The sequence below is a fragment of the Algorimicrobium echini genome (assembly GCF_900115185.1).
Classification (GTDB): domain Bacteria; phylum Bacteroidota; class Bacteroidia; order Flavobacteriales; family Flavobacteriaceae; genus Algorimicrobium; species Algorimicrobium echini.
On record NZ_FOVN01000001.1, the window covers coordinates 1,120,296 to 1,141,298 of the forward strand.

Below are 21,003 nucleotides of genomic sequence, written 5' to 3' on the forward strand. Positions count from 1 at the left end.
AAATGCCATTCAATACATCTCTAGTTTTTATTGTTTTTATAAGTCTTTTTCTTAGTTGTTCTAAAGAAATAGTAGAGCCATTAACGCCTCAAATAATACCGAAGCCTTTGAGTCAGACCATTAAAGAGGGGCATTTTACCATAACCAATAATACCGGATTAGATTTTAATGAAGATTTTTCAGTTGCTGGTAATTTTTTAAAAGATTTTATTGAATCCGGAAGTTCTATTTCTTTAAAATCTGGAAGTAGTATTCTCATAGAGAAAGATGAAACCATACAAGGTTTAGAAGGCTATTCTCTTGATGTTTTTCTAGGGAAAATTATCATAAAAGCAAAAACGGATGTAGGTGCTTTTTATGCGGTTCAGAGTTTACGGCAGTTATTGCCTATTTCTTTAGAAAACAATACGTTTACAGGAAAACAAATTACAGTACAGTCTATTTCAATAACAGATAAACCCCAATTTTCGTATCGTGGTATGCATCTGGATGTAGTACGCCATATGTTTTCTGTGGCTTTTATTAAAAAATATATAGACGCTTTGGCAATGCTTAAAATGAATACATTCCATTGGCATTTAACAGATGATCAAGGTTGGCGCATTGAGATTAAAAAATACCCAAAACTTCAAGAAGTAGCTGCATTTAGAAATCAGACTTTAATAGAGCATTTTAGTGCTGAGCCACAACGGTTTGATAGTAAAAAGTATGGTGGTTTTTATAGTCAAGAGCAAATAAAAGAGGTTGTAGCTTATGCTCAAAATCGTTTTATTACAGTTATTCCCGAAATTGAAATGCCAGGTCATGCCCAAGCTGCTATTGCAGCATATCCAGAATTAGGTTGTACTAAAGAAGCCTTACAAGTTGCGGAGACTTGGGGAGTTTTTGAAGATATTTTTTGTGCTGGTTCAGAGAACACATTTACCTTTTTACAAGATGTGCTTGATGAGGTTATTCCTTTATTTCCTGGGAAATATATTCATATTGGTGGAGATGAAGCACCCAAAACACATTGGAAAGCATGTGATGCTTGTCAGCAGAGAATTGAAGACAATAAACTGAAAGATGAACATGAATTACAAAGCTGTTTCATGGTCGAGTGTTGATTTTTTTGGGAATTGGAAAGCCTTGCATTATAAAGCAAAACGGAGTTTTGAAAATGTTCTTATTTCCTTGGAAGTTGAACAGGATACACTTAATATATTTCTGATTAATGATACATTTGAAACGAAATCGGGATTGCTAACTACCAAAATAATTACTTTTTTAGGTGATATAGTTTGGGAAAATTCGCAAGAAATAATTGTTAAATCAGATTCAAGTGCCATTAAACAACGCATCAATTTATCTGGAGTTTTATTCAATAAAAATCAAGTTTTCATTGTTTCCAAGTTTCAAGAAGCTGAATCTATTTTTTATTTAGTGAAACCCAAAAAATTGGAATTACCATTAAAAGCTATTCAAAAGGACGTTGTAAAAACTGATGAAGGTTTTATAATAACCTTATCATCCAAAACGTTTCAAAAAGATGTCTTTTTATTTTGTAATGAAACAGGACATTTTTCCGACAATTATTTCAATTTACTACCGCATGAGCGTAAGCAGGTAGTTTTTAAAACAAAAGCTACGGAATTAGTGGATTTGCAAATTATAAGTTTAAATGATTTTTGAATATAACACCTCGTTCATTCTGCTTTAATTTTTAGCAGTATCTTTGCTCACGCTCCGAAAAAAAGAATGCTTATGTCTCGTTGGATAATTACTTTTATTATTTTTTCAATTGTTATTTGTTTTCTGGAGTTTTATGCGTTTCAAGCGTTAAAAACAATAACAAAAAATAAAATAATTCGGTTGGTTTGGATTGTTGCTGCTATTGCCATTTATGCCTATTTTTTATATGTAATTTATATTACACCACGTAGTGCTGGTCAAACAAATTCGTTTCAATTAGCAGCAGGTTTTATGTTAACTTTTTTAATTCCGAAACTTTTATTGGTCATTATTATGTTTGGCGAAGATGTTTTTCGTGTTTTTAGAAAAGGGTACTCCTGGGTAACTCCGGGTGAAACGGCAGTCTTTGAAAGTCGCCGAATTTTTATTGCTAAAATAGCATTAGGATTGGCCGCTATTCCGTTTGCGTCTTTTATTTACGGTATTGTTCAAGGACGTTACAATTATAAAGTTTTAAAATATCAATTAACATTTAACGATTTGCCTGATGCTTTTGACGGTTTTAAAATCACCCAAATTTCAGATATTCACTCTGGGAGTTTTACCAACAAAGAAAAGATTCAATATGGTGTGGATTTAATCAATCAACAAGAATCTGACTTGATGCTTTTTACAGGTGATTTGGTTAACAATATGGCTACTGAAATGGATGATTGGATTGATGTTTTTAAAACTTTAGATGCTCCTTTTGGTAAGTTTTCAGTATTGGGTAATCATGATTATGGCGATTATGTAGAATGGGATACACCTGAAGATAAGGTAAAAAACTTTCAAGCAGTAAAGGATCTTCATCCTAAAATAGGATTCGATTTGTTGCTGGATGAACATCGCTATATAGAAAAAGATGGTCAACGGTTAGCGCTAATAGGTGTTGAAAATTGGGGAAAAGGGTTTAATCAAGCTGGTAATTTGGCAAAGGCATCATCGGAAGTTGGGAAAGATGAGTTTAAAATTTTAATGACGCATGATCCCTCTCATTGGGAATATAAGGTAAAAGCAGACGACTTCAACTATCATTTAACATTAAGCGGCCATACTCATGGGTTGCAAATGGGTATAGAAATTCCAGGTTGGTTTAGGTGGAGTCCTTCTCAATATATCTACAAACAATGGGCTGGTTTGTATCAAGAGTTTGGGCGGTATATAAATGTAAATCGTGGTTTTGGTTATCATGCGTTTCCTGGACGTGTAGGGATTTGGCCTGAAGTAACTGTTATAGAACTAAAAAAAGGAACGCAAAACGTTTAAATTGTAACACGAATACACGTGACTTAACCAACTGTTAGTCAAAATATAAAAAAATTACGTAGGTTTGTAATAACACATTTGACCTAATATATAACTGTATGTCAAAATTTGGGGAACTTATAGATGTTAATATTCCAGTCTTATTAGACTTTTTTACGGAATGGAACGATCAATCTACAGCTATGCACGCTGTACTACGAGATGTAGCAGCAGCACTTGGCGATAAAGCTAAAGTTATTAAAATAGATGTAGATAAGAACAAAGAATTAGCAGAAGCACTACGTGTTAAAGGCTTACCAACATTAATTATCTACAAAAATGGCGAAATGAAATGGCGTCATAGTGGTGAGCAGGACGCAAATACACTTATTGGTATTATTAAAGAATACGTTTAAATAGGTAAGGTTTTAAATGCATACCCTTTTTTAGAAAAGTATGTCAGTACTTTAGGTAATGCCTGCATGAGGTTTTTAGAAGCTTTCACGCTATCATGAAACACAATAACACTTCCGGGTTTCGATTTACTAATAACATTATTATAACAGGTTTCTGGAGATGTTTCTTTTTCCCAATCAAAAGATAAAATACTCCAAGTAACAACGGTATACCCTAGAGCTTTTAATGCTTTTCCTTGATTTGGTTTTATTCGGCCATATGGCGGCCTAAATAATGGTGACTCATTTAAAGCTTGAGATCTGGTGTCTGATTTTTTCAACTCTGAAGTGATAAATTTTTGAGCTTCATTAACATCTAAAACATACTTGTCTACAGAGGTGTTCCAACCTTTTAAATGTGTGTTGGAATGATTCCCAATACGGTGGCCTTCATTTAGAATATTTTGAAAGATATCGGGATGTTTCTGGATGTTATTACCAATACAAAAAAATGTAGCTTTAGCATCAAATTGTTTTAACGTGTTAAGAGTCCATTGGGTTACTTTTGGGGTGGGACCATCATCAAATGTGAGATATAACACTTTTTCAGAAGTAGAAAACTCCCAAACAAAGTCTGGGAGTATTTTTTTTACGATAGTAGGTGTTTTAACAGGAATAATACCCATGATAGTTATTCTTCAGGAACAATACTCAAGGTATCTGTTTGAAGTATATCTACATCAACTGGTTCGGGAGTTTGTTCAATTTCGGATTCAACTTCTGGAATGTCATCACCTCCATAAAAATGACTAAACAGATTCAAGAAATTTGAGAATGTCTTGGTTTCGGTTTTAGCAAATTCTTTGTCGTAAGTAATAACAACATCAACTATGCTCTTATAGCGTTCTATATCTGTATATATTTGTTCGAATACAAAGCGTTGTTGTTCTTCATCAAGTTTACTGTAATACGTTAAATTTTCTTGGTATTTTTCAGCAACATCCATAAAGAGTTTTCGAGCTTTTTCTTGAGAACCAATTTCGTAATAGGCGCTAATGTAGGGTTCTAATAAGGTGTAGTATCCGAAATAATCTACAGGCATATTGTCCATGGCAACATCAGCTATTTCTTCTGCTTTTTCTGGTTGCTCCTCGTTGATTAATTGTTCAACTAATCGTGCCAAATTACCGCGATATGTAATAGCGTTTTTACGTGTTTCTGTATCATGATAGATATCTGGACTTCCACTATTTCCCCAATCCCAGTTTTTAACCTTATTGTACATTAACTCACTGTCCACACGTCCCATATCAAAAGGATTGGCTCTGTTTACTGGTGTTTTTATAGGGACTAGTTTATAAGCCATACCATCTAACTGCAAATAGTCTTTCATCCAAATATAATCGTCGTTACCAAAAGCACCACCTGTAAAATAAATAGGACGTTTCCAGTTGTTTGTAGCAACGATATCCAACATTAATAGACGGTTTTTATAAATGGCACCATCGGTAATTCTGATATCCAAATAGTCTTCAATTTTATCGGCATCTTTCTCTTTAACAATACCATATTTTAGGGCATTTTCTTTGTTAACTGGTACTCGAATATTTTCGACAGGAAAATAGTTTGAGTTTTGTAATTGAGTAGGATAATAGCTTGGATCTTCACCTTGCATCTGTAAGATGTATTTAAATTTTGTCTTTGGATTATCACTTGTTACAAAATCCATGAAGTCCTTAATGAGTAAAGTATCTTTACTTAAAATGGGCTGTCGTCTTCCTTTTTCATCTATATAATCTATTTTTTTCATGATATAGTCACGCGTACCCGAACGGTATTGTTCGTGTGTTAAAGTTGAAGGAATAGGATCACTTTCATACGCTTTACGTTTCATCTGGTCTATATACCAATCGGTTTGGAATAAACTAGTGTTAACCACGCGAACATCCGTTCTATACCCTTCAATTTCTTGTGCATACCATAAAGCAAAGGTGTCATTGTCTCCAATGGAGAATAGTATCCCGTTTTCAGCACAGGAATCCAAATACATTTTAGCCATAGCACGCGCTGTATATTTATCAGAACGGTCATGATCATCCCAATTATTAGCTACTAAAATACCAGGTACTAAAATGAGACATAAAATGGTTACGGCTGGCGCTAGAGCTTTCGATTTGATTTTTGTTTTAAGCATATCCACTATAGCATAAACACCAAAACCTATCCACAGCGCAAATACATAAAAGGAACCAACTAACGAGTAATCTCGTTCTCGTGGTTCAAATGGTCTTACATTGGTATAAACTTGAATGGCCAATCCTGTAAATAGAAAGAAAACCAACATTACCCAGAATAGTTTTTTGTCTTTACTATAAAGGAAGAATAAACCTATTAAGCCTAAAATGAGTGGTAAAAAGAAATAGGTGTTTCGGGCTTTATTTTCTTTAACATCACTCGGTAAATCGGTTTGTGGTAAGCCTAAATGCCATTCATCAATAAAACCAATACCACTTAACCAGTTGCCATTAAAATCATCTAATTTTCCTTGCACATCATTCTGTCTACCAACAAAATTCCACATAAAATAACGCCAATACATATAGCCTAATTGAAATTCTAACATATAGGCAATATTGCTCCCTAATGATGGTTTTTCAACATCAATTATTTGACCGTTTTGTTTTAGAAATTTATGATAATCCTCATAGTCCACCATACCATTGGCAACTTCATTTTTAAAGTTGTTAACGGCGGCTCGGAGTTCATTTTCCATTTGGTATTCCGGTTTCAGTTTGAAATCTAAATACCCAGTAAAAATCATATAGTTCTCGGCATTTTCGCCACTCCACATACGTGGTAGAATAGAAGCATGATCGGAATTATAATTCTGACGTGCTTTCTCCCAGTCGTTTATAATAACGTACTTTCCTGTTTCTAGATCCTTTTCGTAGTTTGGTTTATCATCTATATACGGTTCATTTTCATCTAAACCAGAATATTGATCGGTAAATTGTGGTCCATAAAACAAGTGTGTTTCTGGGTATTGCTCTAAATTATAATAGGCTAAAAGCTCACGAGCATCACTTGGGTCGTTTTCATTTATTACCACATTAGCATTGGCACGAATAGGTAACATAAGCCAAGACGAAAAACCAATAATAACAAATGTTACACACAGAATACCTGTGTTGAGGTGTTTGTAGTTTTTATTGCGTGTGTATTTTAAACCGAAATAAATTAAAGCCACTAAAACAATACCAGCGAAAATAGTACCCGAATTAAAAGGCAATCCAAATGAATTGACGAAGAAAATTTCTGTAGCACTAAAAATACGCAGAATATTAGGTGCTAAAAGTTTAAATATAAAAAGTAGTATAGCTACCGAAACCACGTTAGCTATGATGAAGTTTTTTAAAGTAACTGTTTTATAATTTTTAAAATAATAAATTAACCCAATGGCAGGAATGGTTAATAATCCCATAAAATGCACGCCAAAAGATAGTCCAATAATAAACGCAATAAGAATTAGCCAACGATTACCACGCGGATTGTCCATATCTCGTTCCCAGCGTAACGCGAGCCAGAATAAAACAGACATGATTAATGTTGCCATGGCATACACCTCTGTTTCAACCGCATTAAACCAAAACGAATCGGTAAATGTAAATGCTAAACTTCCTACTAAAGCACTTCCTAAAATTGCAATTTTTTGGCTGCTATTAAGTGTTTCAGGTTCACCAATTAACTTTCTTAATAAAAGTGAAATGGTAAAAAACATAAATAATATTGTAAAAGCACTGGCTACGGCACTCATCATATTTAACATAAATCCAACTTGCGATGGCTCCAAAGCAAACATGGAAAAAAAAGCGCCAAACATTTGAAATAGTGGAGCTCCTGGAGGATGACCAACTTGTAATTTGGCTGATGTTAAAATATATTCACCTGCATCCCAAAAACTTACAGTTGGTTCCACTGTTAGTCCGAACGTAATAAATGCGACTAAAAAAGCGAACCATCCTAAAATAGTATTCCACTTTTTAAAGCTAATATGTGTCATGTAATTGCAATTTTTAGATAGGCGAATTTAACAATAAATATCAAATCCATCATACTTTTAAGGAAACGTTAAGTATTTAGATATTATTTTCTTTAAAAAATGCTTGCGCAAATAAATAATTGTTTTAAATTTGCATCCTCAATACGAGATTGGCCTATGGTGTAACTGGTAACACGTTGGTTTTTGGTACCAAAGAGTCTAGGTTCGAGACCTAGTGGGCCAACTAGTTAAAGAGAATCCTAATCATTTTTATGGTTAGGATTTTTTCATTTTAGTTGGGAATGATTAAGTGCTTCTTTATTGTCTAAAGAAACTAATCAGTCGCTTTGCAGACTGTACAATGGTGATTTAAACATAAAAGCCTCCAAGTTATTTGGAGGCTTTTATGTTTATAAAATAGTCTAGTTATTATATTTTAAAAGTAACCACAGGTCGTTTGGCATGATTTACCAAATCTTCACTGATACTACCATTGAAGAAATGTGCAATTCCTTGTCTACCGTGTGTACTAATACCAATTAAATCGGCTCCTACAACGTGCGAGAAATTTAAAATTCCTTTTTCAACGCTATCGTCATTATATATGGAAATGGTATAGTTTTTAAAGTCGTTACCAGCAATAAAATCTAGTATTCTTCCTTTAGCAGTGTCTGTAGTTACAAAATTATTCGCCGTATTAACAAACAGTAAATGAATTTTGGCATCTAAAGCAAGTGCTAATTTAACAGCTTGTATGTAGGTGCCTTTATTGTCATTTTTAAAATCTGAAGCAAACACAAAGTCATTTATTTCAAAATTTTCATGTTCATTTTTTATGACTAATACAGGTACTTCTGCTGTTCTTACAACTTTTTCGGTGTTGGATCCAATAAACATTTCCTTGAAGCCATTGGCGCCATGAGATCCCATAACAATTAAATCAATATCATGTTCTTTACAGGTGTTTGTAATGCCTGTAAATGTTTGGTTGAAATCAACTGTTTCATGAACTATTATGTCTTGTAGATAGTCTTGAGCCATTGTTTTTTCAAATTTTTGATGTGCTAACTTCATAAAAAACATAGCCTCTGGCAACTCACTATATTGGCTTAAAGCGTCTACTTGGTCTAATGGAAGTTCCAACATGTGCAGTAAGAAAATTTCGCTATCGTGTTTTTTTGCTAATTGTGCTGCCACTTTTAAGGCTTGTTCTGCTTCTTTTGAAAAGTCGGTTGGGACAAGAATTTTTTTCATTGGATGGTTTTTTTTATCAAATTGTTTTCAATCACTAAATTTAAGAATAAAAATTGATATTTCATTCATTATGGAATTCAATTAAATTATTGTATATTTGCAGCGTTGTAAGAAAAAGAATAAATGAGGGGACCTAAAGTCCCCTCTTTTTATACCAATTTTTTGTATCGATTATGTTAAAAAAAACTGTAGAGACTTTATTAAATAATGCCCTTGAAGAGCGAGAAGATTTATTTCTTATCGATTTTACTATGGGAGCAGATAATGCTATTTCGGTTATTATAGATGGCGATCATGGTGTTACGGTTGATGATTGTGTGTTTGTAAGTCGCGCTATTGAGCATAATATTGATCGAGATGAGCACGATTTTTCGTTGGAAGTAGCCTCAGGAGGTGCAACAGCTCCATTGTCTCATGTTAGGCAATACAAAAAAAATATTGGTAGAGATTTAGAACTACGAACAAAAGAAGAAACCGTAGTTGGTAAGCTGACAAAAGCAACCGATACACATATTACTTTAGAGTGGAAGGCAAGAGAGCTAAAACCTGTAGGTAAAGGAAAAGTAACAGTACTAAAAAAGGCTGAAATAGCCTATCAAGATATTGTAGAAGCAAAAGTTATGATAAAATTTTAATTCAAAGAGAGATATGGAGAATCTTGCGTTAATTGACTCGTTTTCAGAGTTTAAAGACGATAAATTAATCGATCGTGTGACGTTAATGGCAATTTTAGAAGATGTTTTTAGAAATGCCCTTAAAAAGAAATTTGGAGATGATGATAATTTTGATATTATTATAAATCCAGATAAAGGCGATTTAGAAATTTGGAGAAATCGTGTAGTGGTTGCAGATGGTGAGGTAGAAGAGCCAAATCAAGAAATTTCATTATCAGAAGCTCGTAAAATTGAGCCAGATTTTGAAGTTGGTGAAGACGTATCAGAAGAAGTGAAATTAATCGATTTAGGACGACGTTCTATTTTAGCATTAAGACAAAACTTAATTTCAAAAATTCATGAACATGATAACACCAACATCTATAAGCAATTTAAAGATTTAGTAGGTGAAATATATACGGCAGAAGTACATCATATTCGTCATAGAGCCGTAATTTTATTGGATGATGATGGCAACGAAATAATTCTTCCTAAAGAGAAGCAGATACCTTCAGATTTCTTTAGAAAAGGAGATAATGTTCGTGGTATTATTGAAAGTGTTGAGCTAAAAGGAAATAAGCCAGCTATTATAATGTCTAGAACTGCGCCTGTATTTTTAGAAAAACTGTTTGAGCAGGAAATACCAGAAGTATTTGATGGCTTAATTACCATTAAAAACGTGGTGCGTATTCCAGGTGAAAAAGCTAAAGTTGCAGTAGATTCTTATGACGATAGAATAGATCCAGTAGGTGCTTGTGTCGGTATGAAAGGTTCAAGAATCCATGGTATTGTTCGCGAATTAGGTAATGAAAACATAGATGTTATAAACTATACTAGTAATTTACCGCTCTATATTACCAGAGCATTAAGTCCAGCACGTGTAACATCTATTAAAATTGATGAAGAAAATAAACGAGCCGAAGCTATCTTAAAGCCTGAAGAGGTTAGTAAAGCTATTGGTCGTGGCGGACATAACATCCGTTTGGCAGGTCAATTAACAGGTTATGAAATTGACGTTTTTAGAGAAGGTGCCGAGGAAGATGTTGAGTTATCTGAATTCCGAGATGAAATTGAACCTTGGATTATAAAAGAATTTAGTAAAGTTGGTTTAGATACCGCTAAAAGCATTCTAGAACAAGATGTTCAAGATTTAGTGAAACGAACCGATTTAGAAGAAGAAACAATTAATGAAGTAATTAGAATTCTTAAAGAAGAATTCGAAGATTAACATATATTAGGTTATATTAAAGGCGATTTATGGCTGAAACAATTAGATTAAATAAAGTATTACGTGAGCTAAACATTTCTTTAGATCGTGCTGTAGAATTTTTAGATTCAAAAGGCATTGAAATAGAGAAACGTCCAACAACAAAAATTTCTCAAGAAACTTTTGATGTGCTTTCCAATGAATTTCAAACAGATGCTAATAAAAAAATGGCATCTCAAGAGGTTAGTGAAGCGAAACAGAAGGAAAAAGAGGCATTAAGGATTCAGCGCGAGCAAGAAATTGAAATTAAAGAGAGAGAAAAAGCTGAGCGCGAGGCGCTAGCTAAAGCGAAAGAAGCTGAAGTTGTTAAAGCTAAATCTACACTCTCTGGGCCGAAACAAGTGGGTAAAATTGATTTGGATGCCGATAAGAAAAAAGCGGTAAAACCAAAAGAGGAAACACCAGCAGATACGCCAAAAGTTGAAACCAAAGAGACGCCTAAATCTGAAGATAAACCTAAAGATGTAGAAGCGAAGAAGCCAGAGGATAAAGCTAAAAAGGAAGACACGCCATCTTCTAAAGCAGCTGATAAACCAAAAGCAGACACGCAAAAAACGGAATCAGAAAAAACTGAAACATCTAAAAAGGACAGTCCTAAAGCAGAAACATCAAAAACGGAAACTACCAAGTCTGATGATTCTACAGAAACAGATGCGCCTGTAGATGAGCGTTTAAAAACTCAATATCAAAAACTTTCTGGGCCTAAAATAGCTGGTGAAAAAATAGATTTATCACAATTTAAAAAGCCAAAGAAAAAGACAGAAAATAAAACGTCTGATCCTAAAAAGAAACGTCGTCGTATAAGTAAAGCAGGAGCACCAGGTTCTTCGGGTTCAGGAACTCAAAGAACGGGAGGTAACGACCGATTTAAAGGTAAATCGTCAGCTGGAAAAGGACGTCGTAATATAGTTAAGGAAGAGCCTAGCGAAGAAGAAGTTCAAAAGCAAGTTCGAGAAACACTTGAAAAACTACAAGGTAAATCAAGTAAGGGTAAAGGTGCTAAATATCGTCGTGATAAGCGAGATCAACACCGTGAACAGTCTGAAAAAGATTTACAAGCGGAACAAGCTGATAGTAAAATTTTAAAAGTAACAGAATTTGTTACAGCAAGCGAAGTAGCTACGATGATGGATGTTTCTGTAACACAAATTATCTCGGCATGTATGTCTTTGGGTATGATGGTTACTATGAACCAACGTCTAGACGCTGAAACGTTATCAATTGTAGCAGATGAGTTTGGCTATGAAGTAGAGTTTATTACTGCTGGTATTGAAGAATCTTTTGAAGAAGTAGCAGATAAACCTGAAGATCTTGAGGAGCGTGCACCAATAGTTACAGTTATGGGTCACGTAGATCATGGTAAAACATCTTTATTGGATCACATTCGTCAGGAAAATGTAATTGCTGGTGAATCAGGAGGAATTACGCAACATATTGGTGCTTATGGTGTTCAGTTAGAAGGTGGCCAGAAAATTGCATTTTTAGATACTCCAGGTCACGAAGCCTTTACAGCTATGCGTGCTCGTGGTGCTCAAGTTACAGACATTGCTATTATTGTGATTGCTGCCGATGATGCTATCATGCCACAAACCAAAGAAGCTATATCTCATGCACAAGCTGCAGGCGTGCCAATTGTTTTTGCTATCAATAAAATTGATAAACCAGGAGCAAACCCTGATAAAGTGAAAGAAGGTTTAGCCCAAATGAACTTGTTAGTAGAGGATTGGGGTGGAAAAATTCAATCTCATGATATTTCTGCTAAAACAGGAGTTGGTGTTAAAGAGTTATTAGAAAAAGTATTGCTTGAAGCAGAATTATTAGAGTTAAAAGCAAATCCTAATAAGCGTGCAACGGGAACCGTTGTTGAAGCCTTTCTTGATAAAGGTCGTGGTTACGTGTCAACTATTTTAGTACAAGCAGGAACTTTAAAGATAGGTGACTATGTTTTAGCTGGAAAAAATAGTGGTAAAGTTAAAGCCATGCAAGACGAACGTGGTAACGAAGTTAAAGAAGCAGGTCCATCAACACCAGTATCAATTTTAGGTTTAGATGGAGCACCTCAAGCAGGTGATAAGTTTAATGTCTTTGAAGACGAACGTGAAGCAAAACAAATAGCTACCAAACGTACACAATTACAACGTGAGCAATCCGTTCGTACGCAGCGTCATATTACATTAGACGAAATTGGTCGTCGAATTGCTTTAGGAGATTTCCAAGAATTAAACATCATTCTTAAAGGTGATGTGGATGGTTCTGTAGAGGCTTTAACAGATTCATTCCAGAAATTATCAACTGAAGAAATTCAGGTTAATATTATACATAAAGGTGTTGGGCCAATTACGGAAAGTGATGTGCTGTTAGCTTCGGCATCTGATGCGGTTATAATAGGGTTTAATGTACGCCCTATGGGTAATGCTAGAAACATTGCAGATAAGGAAGAGATTGATATCCGTATGTACTCTATTATTTATGATGCTATTAATGATCTTAAAGATGCTATGGAAGGTATGTTATCTCCAGAACTTAAAGAGGAAATTACTGGTACAGCTGAAATAAGAGAAATCTTTAAGGTGTCTAAAATTGGAAGTATTGCTGGATGTATGGTGTTAACTGGTAAAATATTCAGAAATTCTGGTGTTCGTTTAATACGTGATGGTGTTGTGGTTTACACAGGTGAATTATCTTCATTAAAACGTTTTAAAGACGATGTTAAAGAAGTGAGTAAAGGATATGATTGTGGTATGCAAATTAAAAACTACAATGATATTAAAGAAGGTGATATCATTGAAGCCTACCATGAAGTAGAAGTTAAAAAGAAATTAAAATAATTTTAAATCTATTTATCATAAAAAAGAGTGCCTTTTGGCACTCTTTTTTATTTAATAATATCTTTTTTCTTTGGTTTAAACCGAAAGGCATCCTGAAACTCTCTTTGTATGTTTAAAAGTGCTCTATCCACTTCCAAGCGACTTCTAAAATTACCAACCCACACTTTATAATTGGGTGGTTCGTAAACATCTACAGCATTCCAATTTGTAAATAGTTCTTTAAAGCGTTTTAATGCTGTGGTAGCACCAGATCGGTCTCCAGAGTATATTTGAATTTTATAACGGTCAGAGTTATTGTTTGCAAGATTCATTTCCCTCTTAATCACCATTAAACTATCTAGTTTGGTTGGCTTTTCTATTGTAATGATGCCTTGTTGCGCACATATACTAGTATTAATTAATACAAGGCCAATAACTAGCAGTTTGGTTGAATAATGCTTTGTAATAGCCATTCTAATAAGTTTTGAGGTGTGATTGGTAAGATAATTTTTTTAACTTTCAAGACAACAACACAATAACACGTGTTAACTTTAATTCATTCCGATGCTAGGATGTTTTTCTTTAATAGATAACCTATTTTTTGTCTTTCTTTTTAGGTTTAAACCGAAAGGCATCATTAAATTCTTTCTTTATTTTCTCTAATGCTCTGTCAGCTTCTAAACGGGATCTAAAATTTCCAGCCCAAACCTTATAATTGGGGGTTTCATATACAAGAAGTGATGGTATTTTTTCAAATTTTGCTTCAAAATTTGATTTTGCCTTTTCGGCACCTGTTCGGTCACCCGAGAAGATTTGAATTTTATAACGATTAGAATCACTGTCTGAACCGTTCATTTCCTTCTTTAATGCCAATAAAGTTTCCAATTCAGGTGCTTGATTGATGGTGATGGAGCCTTGTTGTGCATAAAATTCATTAGCACTAAAGAGTAGGCTTAATATTAATATGGTCTTGGTATATCTGCTCAATAAATTCATTTTCAATAGTATTTGTCACAAATGTAAAAGATTATAACTTAAAAGTAGTTGGTTTTATTATTTAGAATTTCTCTAAATTAGCAATTAACAGTTCTGTAACATTTCTAAAATCGACTTTAAATGTTACTTTTGCGAGAGATTTTATTATTGTATTTTTTTTCTTTTGTTAATTGAAAAAATCATACCAAAGTTTAGAAGTTAATTCAACCAATAATATGAAACAGGTGAATCACCGAAAATTAGGCAAGAACATTTTACGTTTAAGTTTAGTTATTTTATTAGCATTTTCAACGTCACTTTCGGCTCAAGAAGGTGATCCAGCAAACGGTAAATCTTTATTTAATGCCAACTGTGCTGCTTGTCATAAGCTAGACAAGAAGATGACAGGTCCAGCGCTACGTAATGTAGAGCAACGTTTGTCTGACGATGAAGGTTTGGATAGAGAATGGTTGCATTCTTGGATTCGTAACAGTTCGTCTATGATTAAAGCGGGCGATGCGTATGCTAATAAAATATTTAACGAATATGGCGGTGCTGCTATGACAGCGTTTCCACAGTTATCAGATCAAGATATTAATGACATTTTAGCTTATACTGCTGAAGAGGCTCCAGCAGCACCAGTTGGTGTGCAGGCTGTAGTTGCTGATGGAGGCGGTTCGGATGGATCTAGTATGTCTAACAAAATTATTTTGGGTGCTTTAACAGTTCTTTTTGCATTATTGGCAATGGCGCTTGTTTTAGTAAGACAAACATTAAATCGTTTTGCAGAAGCAAAAGGTGTAGATGTTTCTGAAACTAAAGGAACGCCAATTTGGAAAGCATTTATTCAAAATCAATTTTTAGTATTGGTATCCGTAATCATCCTATTATTGGCTAGTGGGTACTTTGTTTACGGCTACTTTATGCAAGTAGGAGTTGATCAAGGATATCAGCCAGTACAACCAATACATTATTCGCACAAAATTCATGCAGGTGATAATGGTATTGATTGTAAATACTGTCACTCATCAGCACGTGTCAGTAAGCACTCGGGAATACCGTCGTTAAATGTTTGTATGAATTGTCATAAATCTATTTATGAAGTATCTCCAGAAACAGCTACAGAAGAATATAGCAAAGAATTTTACGATGGTGAAATTAAGAAATTATATGCGGCTGTAGGTTGGGATGATGCAGAACAAAAATATACAGGTGAAACTCAACCGGTTAAATGGGTTCGCATACATAACTTACCAGACTTTGCATACTTTAACCACTCGCAACATGTTTCAGTTGCTGGTATTGAATGTCAAACATGTCATGGTCCAGTAGAGGAAATGGAGATAATGTATCAGCACGCATCGTTAACTATGGGCTGGTGTATTAACTGTCATAGAGAAACAAATGTTAAGGTAGAAGATAACGCTTACTATACGAAAATTCATGAAGAATTATCTAAAAAGTATGGCGTAGACAAGTTAACAGCTGCTCAAATGGGTGGTCTGGAATGTGGTAAGTGTCACTATTAAACCAAACGTTTAAGAGTTGCCATGAAAATGGGAGTCGCACACATTACCATAAAAGCATAAATTAAATCTCTTGAAAAGGATTTAAAACTTTAAATTAATTAATTAAGAAGTAATTCAATTATATAATATGTCATCAAACAAGAAATACTGGAAAAGTGTTGAAGAGCTAAACGAGAATAGCTCAATTGTTGAGACGCTAAAACAAAACGAATTTGTTGAAGAAATTCCTACTGACGAGTTTTTAGGAAATAAAGAATCGTTAGAAAGTTCGAAAACAACACGTCGTGATTTCTTAAAATATGTTGGTTTTAGTACAGCTGCTGCATCATTAGCTGCTTGCGAAGGACCAGTTGTTAAGTCAATACCTTATGTAGTGCAACCCGAGGAAATTACTCCTGGTGTAGCAAATTACTATGCAACTACTATTGCAGATGGTTATGACTATGCGTCTGTTTTAGTAAAAACTCGTGAAGGTCGCCCAATTAAAATTGAAAACAACACATTAGCAGCTACCAATGGTCATGCAAATGCTAGAGTGAATGCTTCTGTTTTAGGGTTGTACGACAGCATGCGAATTCAAGGTCCTATGAAGGCAGGAGAACCTATTTCATGGAGTGAATTTGATGCCGAAGTTGGCCAAAAGTTAGCTAGTGTTAGTAGTTCAGGAAAAGCTATTGTTTTATTAACGCAAACATATGCAAGCCCATCAACCTCTAAATTAGTTAGTGAGTTTAAAGCTAAATTCGGGAATGTTCGTCATGTACAATACGACGCGATTTCTGAATCAGCGGCTCTAGATGCTTACGAGGCAAATTATGGCGAACGTGGTTTAGCAAATTATGATTTTGCAAAAGCGATGACAATCGTTTCTTTTGGAGCAGATTTTCTAGGGGATTGGCAAGGTGGCGGATTTGATTCTGGTTATGCCAAAAATAAAATCCCAACCAATGGCAAAATGTCACGCCACATTCAGTTTGAATCAAATATGTCTTTAACTGGAGCTAATGCAGATAAACGTGTTTCTTTAACACCTAGTCAACAAAAAGTAGCTCTAGCTAAATTATATAGTGCTGTGGTTGGTGGTTCCGTTTCAGGTGAATTGCCACAACATATTGAAGAAGCTGTGCAGAAAGCAGCCTCTCAATTAAAAAAGGCAGGTAGTAAAGGTGTGGTAGTAACCGGTATTCAAGATGTGAATGCTCAAACAGTTGTTTTGGCAATTAATTCGCATTTAAATAGTCAAGCATTCGACCCAGAAACACCTATAAAAATAAGACAAGGAAATGATAAGGAAGTTATGACTTTAGTTGCTGATATGAAAGCAGGTAAAGTAGGAGCTATCCTTATGAGTGGTGTTAATCCACTATATACTTTACCAAATGCTGGAGATTTCTCTGAAGGGTTAAAACAAACAGATTTATCTGTTGCTTTTACAATGAAAGCAGATGAAACAGCATTGGAAACCGAATATCAAGCAGCTGTACCTCACTATTTAGAATCTTGGGGTGATGTTGAATTGAAAAAAGGTCATTTTGCATTAACGCAGCCTACCATCCGTCCTTTATTTGATACGCGTCAGTTTCAAGAGACCTTATTAAAGTTAACGGATAATAATTTATCTTATCATGATTATTTAAAGCAAACTTGGACTGCTAGTATTTTAGGTAATACGTCATTTAGCCAAGCTTTACATGATGGTATGTATGTTTCTGGTTCTGCTGCTGCAGATGCAATGCAAACAACGACAACTTCAACCACTTCCGAAGAAGATAAAAAAACTTGGGTAGGTGGTATCATTGAAGATGTTGCAGAAGGAGTTGGCTTAAAAGATAAGGAAGATAGTGCAACAACAACGACAACTACTTCTAATAGTGTTGCTGCAGCACCTGTGGCAATATCAGCTGGCGATGCAGCAAGAAAACTAGGAGCAACAGCTACATCTAATGGTTTAGAGTTAGCCTTATATTCAAAAACAGCAATGGGTGACGGTCAGCAAGCTAATAACCCATGGTTGCAAGAAATGCCAGATCCAATTACAAGAACAACATGGGATAATTATGTAACCGTTTCTCAAGCAGATGCTAAAGAGTTAGGTATTAAAAATTGGCATGTTGCTGATGGTGGTCTAAACGGAAGTGTGGTAGAATTAGCTGTAAACGGTGTTACCGTAACGGCTCCAGTTATCATACAACCAGGCCAAGCAAAAGGATCTATTGGATTAGCATTTGGTTATGGTCGTAGAGCTGGTTTAAAAGAAGAAATGCAAACTGGTGTTAATGCCTATCCGTTATATATGGATTTTAATCCAACACCTGGAAATGTATCTCTGACTGTCGTTGGTGGTGAACATGAGTTTGCTTGTGTACAACTGCATAATACTTTAATGGGTCGTGGCGATATTATTAAAGAAACAACATTAGAAATCTTTAACACTAAAGATAAAAAACACTGGAATGCCATACCTGTGGTATCCTTAAATCATCAAGAAACTCCAGTTACATCACCAGAAGTGGATTTATGGGATGAATTTGATCGATCAATTGGTCATCATTTCAATTTATCAATCGACTTGAATGCTTGTACAGGCTGTGGTGCTTGTGTGATTGCTTGTCATGCAGAAAATAATGTTCCTGTAGTTGGTAAAGAAGAAATTCGCCGTAGCCGTGATATGCATTGGTTACGTATTGATAGGTATTATTCATCTGAAGACACATTTGCTGGTGATAATTCTAAAAAAGAAGAAACAAAAGGATTAGCAATTATTGATGCATTTGATGAAATGGAAACTGCAGCGGCCAATCCGCAAGTAGCTTTCCAACCAGTTATGTGTCAGCATTGTAATCACGCACCTTGTGAGACTGTTTGTCCAGTTGCCGCAACATCGCATGGTCGTCAAGGTCAGAACCATATGGCTTATAACCGTTGTGTTGGAACACGTTACTGTGCTAATAACTGTCCTTATAAAGTTCGTCGTTTTAACTGGTTTTTATACAACAAAAATGATGAATTTGACTATCATATGAATGATGATCTTGGTCGCATGGTATTAAATCCAGATGTTACTGTACGCTCACGTGGTGTCATGGAAAAATGTTCTATGTGTATTCAAAAAACACAGAAAACCATTTTAGATGCAAAACGTGATGGTCGCGTTATTAAAGACGGTGAATTCCAAACAGCATGTTCCGCAGCATGTGGAAGTGGCGCTATGGTTTTCGGAGACGTTAACGATAAAGACAGTCAAGTTGCAAAACTTAAAGAAGATAATCGTATGTATCACTTGTTAGAGCACGTAGGAACAAAACCAAACGTGATGTATCATACTAAAGTGAGAAATACAACCGAAGCATAATAAAACGAATTAAGAAAATAATTATAAAAGGATTATGGCGTCTCATTACGAAGCACCTATTAGAAGACCTTTAGTTACAGGCGAAAAATCATATCACGATGTATCTGTTGATGTGGCAAGACCTGTAGAAGGTAAGGCAAACAAATCTTGGTGGATTGTATTTTCTATCGCACTTATCGCTTTCCTTTGGGGAGTAGGGTGTATTATTTATACAGTATCTACAGGTATTGGAACTTGGGGTTTAAATAAAACCGTAGGTTGGGCTTGGGATATTACTAACTTCGTTTGGTGGGTTGGTATTGGTCACGCAGGAACATTAATTTCTGCAGTACTATTATTATTCCGTCAAAAATGGAGAATGGCAATTAACCGTTCTGCAGAAGCAATGACAATTTTCTCTGTTGTTCAAGCAGGTTTATTTCCAATTATACACATGGGTCGTCCATGGTTGGCATATTGGGTATTACCAATTCCAAACCAATTTGGTTCGCTATGGGTAAACTTTAACTCGCCATTACTTTGGGATGTATTTGCTATTTCAACGTATTTATCCGTATCCTTGGTATTCTGGTGGACAGGATTACTTCCAGATTTTGCCATGATACGTGATCGTGCCGTTAAGCCATTTCAAAAGAAAATTTATTCCTTATTGAGTTTTGGTTGGACAGGTCGAGCAAAGGATTGGCAACGTTTTGAGGAAGTATCTTTGGTACTTGCTGGTTTAGCAACACCTTTAGTACTTTCTGTACATACCATTGTATCTTTTGACTTTGCCACATCAGTAATACCAGGTTGGCATACAACCATTTTCCCTCCTTACTTTGTTGCAGGTGCAATTTTCTCTGGCTTTGCTATGGTAAACACCTTGTTAATCATCATGCGTAAAGTATGTAGTTTAGAAGATTATATTACGGTTCAGCATATTGAGTTAATGAACATCGTTATCATGCTTACAGGATCTATTGTAGGTGTGGCTTATATTACAGAGCTATTTATTGCTTGGTATTCTGGTGTTGAATATGAACAATATGCATTCTTAAACAGAGCAACAGGACCTTATTGGTGGGCTTATCTTTTAATGATGAGTTGTAACGTGTTCTCACCACAATTCATGTGGTTTAAGAAATTACGAACCAGTATTATGTTTTCATTCTTTATTTCCATAGTCGTAAATATTGGTATGTGGTTTGAGCGTTTTGTAATTATTGTAACTTCATTACACCGTGATTACTTACCGTCATCTTGGACTATGTTCTCACCAACATTTGTAGACATTGGAATCTTTATTGGAACAATTGGTTTCTTCTTTGTGTTATTCTTATTATATGCAAGAACATTCCCAGTAATAGCACAAGCTGAAGTAAAAACAATATTAAAATCTTCAGGTGAGCGTTACAAAAACATTAGAGAGCGTGGAGATAGTTTAGCTGGAACTGGAGCAGATGCTAGAACATCTGGTGTATTAGCAGCTAAACCAGCACAACCTATAACAACTCCTACTGTAGACCACTCTGAAAAGACAAATAATTTATTAGAAAGTATCGGTAAGTTTGATCCAGCAGTACAAACAGCTGACGATCTTCAGAAAATTAATGGTATTGGACCAAAAATGGAAGACGTATTGAATAGTATTGGAATTTTCACTTACCTACAAGTTAGTAGAATGACGAAAAAAGAATACGATTTGTTAGACGAAATTACGGGTTCTTTCCCTGGAAGAGCAGAACGTGATGATTGGTCTGGACAAGCTAACCAAATAATAAACGAAGCGTAG

At 35.0% G+C, this 21,003-nt stretch carries 15 protein-coding genes and 1 tRNA gene; 11 read left to right on the plus strand and 5 right to left on the minus strand.

Features of this window, described 5'->3' with window-relative positions; all coding sequences use genetic code 11:
- The first annotated feature begins 2 nt into the window (after positions 1-2).
- The 4 genes from BM239_RS05050 (at position 3) to BM239_RS05065 (ending at position 3,374) form a co-directional block, all read left to right on the plus strand.
- Entirely contained in the window at positions 3-1,106 is a 1,104-nt protein-coding gene (locus tag BM239_RS05050) for a beta-N-acetylhexosaminidase (RefSeq protein ID WP_092206528.1), read from the plus strand.
- Positions 1,072-1,671, plus strand: coding sequence for a glycoside hydrolase family 2 protein (locus tag BM239_RS05055; RefSeq protein ID WP_143094891.1), 600 nt, complete (start codon positions 1,072-1,074; stop codon positions 1,669-1,671). The genes BM239_RS05050 and BM239_RS05055 overlap by 35 nt, the downstream gene beginning before the upstream one ends.
- A gap of 72 nt (positions 1,672-1,743) precedes the next feature.
- Positions 1,744-2,979 (plus strand): metallophosphoesterase, encoded by a 1,236-nt coding sequence (locus BM239_RS05060; RefSeq protein WP_092206789.1) that lies wholly within the window; start codon positions 1,744-1,746, stop codon positions 2,977-2,979.
- Between the two features lie 98 nt (positions 2,980-3,077).
- Entirely contained in the window at positions 3,078-3,374 is a 297-nt protein-coding gene (locus BM239_RS05065) for a thioredoxin family protein (protein WP_092206530.1), read from the plus strand.
- Here the strand turns inward: BM239_RS05065 and BM239_RS05070 are convergent.
- Entirely contained in the window at positions 3,371-4,039 is a 669-nt protein-coding gene (locus BM239_RS05070) for a polysaccharide deacetylase family protein (protein ID WP_092206531.1), read from the minus strand. The genes BM239_RS05065 and BM239_RS05070 overlap by 4 nt on opposite strands.
- A gap of 5 nt (positions 4,040-4,044) precedes the next feature.
- Positions 4,045-7,413 carry a glycosyltransferase family 117 protein gene (locus BM239_RS05075; RefSeq protein ID WP_092206532.1) on the minus strand — a complete coding sequence of 1,123 codons (3,369 nt, stop codon included), beginning with the start codon at positions 7,411-7,413 and terminating at the stop codon, positions 4,045-4,047.
- A 150-nt stretch (positions 7,414-7,563) separates the two neighbouring features.
- On the opposite strand from BM239_RS05075, the gene BM239_RS05080 reads away from it, so the two are divergent.
- Positions 7,564-7,636: transfer RNA gene (locus tag BM239_RS05080), tRNA-Gln, on the plus strand.
- Between the two features lie 185 nt (positions 7,637-7,821).
- Here BM239_RS05080 and BM239_RS05085 read toward each other — a convergent pair.
- On the minus strand, positions 7,822-8,646 hold the full coding sequence (locus BM239_RS05085; protein WP_092206533.1) for a universal stress protein: 825 nt from the start codon (positions 8,644-8,646) through the stop codon (positions 7,822-7,824).
- Between the two features lie 173 nt (positions 8,647-8,819).
- On the opposite strand from BM239_RS05085, the gene rimP reads away from it, so the two are divergent.
- From rimP to infB, 3 genes are read left to right on the plus strand one after another with little or no spacing between them, the layout of a single operon-like run.
- Complete coding sequence (gene rimP, locus BM239_RS05090; protein WP_092206534.1) at positions 8,820-9,281, plus strand: ribosome assembly cofactor RimP; 462 nt, start codon at positions 8,820-8,822, stop codon at positions 9,279-9,281.
- Between the two features lie 13 nt (positions 9,282-9,294).
- Positions 9,295-10,527 (plus strand): transcription termination factor NusA, encoded by a 1,233-nt coding sequence (gene nusA, locus BM239_RS05095; RefSeq protein ID WP_092206535.1) that lies wholly within the window; start codon positions 9,295-9,297, stop codon positions 10,525-10,527.
- 29 nt (positions 10,528-10,556) lie between these two features.
- Positions 10,557-13,394: a translation initiation factor IF-2 gene (gene infB / locus BM239_RS05100; RefSeq protein ID WP_092206536.1), complete on the plus strand. Its 2,838-nt coding sequence runs from the start codon at positions 10,557-10,559 to the stop codon at positions 13,392-13,394.
- 47 nt (positions 13,395-13,441) lie between these two features.
- On the opposite strand, the gene BM239_RS05105 is transcribed toward infB, so the two are convergent.
- Positions 13,442-13,846: an SPOR domain-containing protein gene (locus BM239_RS05105; protein WP_092206537.1), complete on the minus strand. Its 405-nt coding sequence runs from the start codon at positions 13,844-13,846 to the stop codon at positions 13,442-13,444.
- A 121-nt stretch (positions 13,847-13,967) separates the two neighbouring features.
- On the minus strand, positions 13,968-14,369 hold the full coding sequence (locus BM239_RS05110) for an SPOR domain-containing protein (protein ID WP_177208981.1): 402 nt from the start codon (positions 14,367-14,369) through the stop codon (positions 13,968-13,970).
- Between the two features lie 215 nt (positions 14,370-14,584).
- On the opposite strand from BM239_RS05110, the gene BM239_RS05115 reads away from it, so the two are divergent.
- The 3 genes from BM239_RS05115 (at position 14,585) to nrfD (ending at position 21,003) form a co-directional block, all read left to right on the plus strand.
- Positions 14,585-15,877: a c-type cytochrome gene (locus BM239_RS05115; RefSeq protein WP_092206791.1), complete on the plus strand. Its 1,293-nt coding sequence runs from the start codon at positions 14,585-14,587 to the stop codon at positions 15,875-15,877.
- Positions 15,878-16,004: 127 nt separating this feature from the next.
- Entirely contained in the window at positions 16,005-19,229 is a 3,225-nt protein-coding gene (locus BM239_RS05120; RefSeq protein ID WP_092206538.1) for a TAT-variant-translocated molybdopterin oxidoreductase, read from the plus strand.
- A 34-nt stretch (positions 19,230-19,263) separates the two neighbouring features.
- Positions 19,264-21,003, plus strand: a complete 1,740-nt coding sequence (gene nrfD, locus BM239_RS05125) for an NrfD/PsrC family molybdoenzyme membrane anchor subunit (protein ID WP_092206539.1) — start codon at positions 19,264-19,266, stop codon at positions 21,001-21,003.

Coding starts and splice junctions, on each gene's coding strand:
- BM239_RS05075 (WP_092206532.1), bottom strand. CDS start 7,413: ATGACACATATTAGCTTTAAAAAGTGGAATACTATTTTAGGATGGTTC.
- BM239_RS05065 (WP_092206530.1), top strand. CDS start 3,078: ATGTCAAAATTTGGGGAACTTATAGATGTTAATATTCCAGTCTTATTA.
- BM239_RS05060 (WP_092206789.1), top strand. CDS start 1,744: ATGTCTCGTTGGATAATTACTTTTATTATTTTTTCAATTGTTATTTGT.
- BM239_RS05055 (WP_143094891.1), top strand. CDS start 1,072: ATGAATTACAAAGCTGTTTCATGGTCGAGTGTTGATTTTTTTGGGAAT.
- rimP (WP_092206534.1), top strand. CDS start 8,820: ATGTTAAAAAAAACTGTAGAGACTTTATTAAATAATGCCCTTGAAGAG.
- BM239_RS05050 (WP_092206528.1), top strand. CDS start 3: ATGCCATTCAATACATCTCTAGTTTTTATTGTTTTTATAAGTCTTTTT.
- infB (WP_092206536.1), top strand. CDS start 10,557: ATGGCTGAAACAATTAGATTAAATAAAGTATTACGTGAGCTAAACATT.
- BM239_RS05110 (WP_177208981.1), bottom strand. CDS start 14,369: ATGAATTTATTGAGCAGATATACCAAGACCATATTAATATTAAGCCTA.
- BM239_RS05085 (WP_092206533.1), bottom strand. CDS start 8,646: ATGAAAAAAATTCTTGTCCCAACCGACTTTTCAAAAGAAGCAGAACAA.
- BM239_RS05115 (WP_092206791.1), top strand. CDS start 14,585: ATGAAACAGGTGAATCACCGAAAATTAGGCAAGAACATTTTACGTTTA.
- BM239_RS05120 (WP_092206538.1), top strand. CDS start 16,005: ATGTCATCAAACAAGAAATACTGGAAAAGTGTTGAAGAGCTAAACGAG.
- nrfD (WP_092206539.1), top strand. CDS start 19,264: ATGGCGTCTCATTACGAAGCACCTATTAGAAGACCTTTAGTTACAGGC.
- BM239_RS05070 (WP_092206531.1), bottom strand. CDS start 4,039: ATGGGTATTATTCCTGTTAAAACACCTACTATCGTAAAAAAAATACTC.
- BM239_RS05105 (WP_092206537.1), bottom strand. CDS start 13,846: ATGGCTATTACAAAGCATTATTCAACCAAACTGCTAGTTATTGGCCTT.
- nusA (WP_092206535.1), top strand. CDS start 9,295: ATGGAGAATCTTGCGTTAATTGACTCGTTTTCAGAGTTTAAAGACGAT.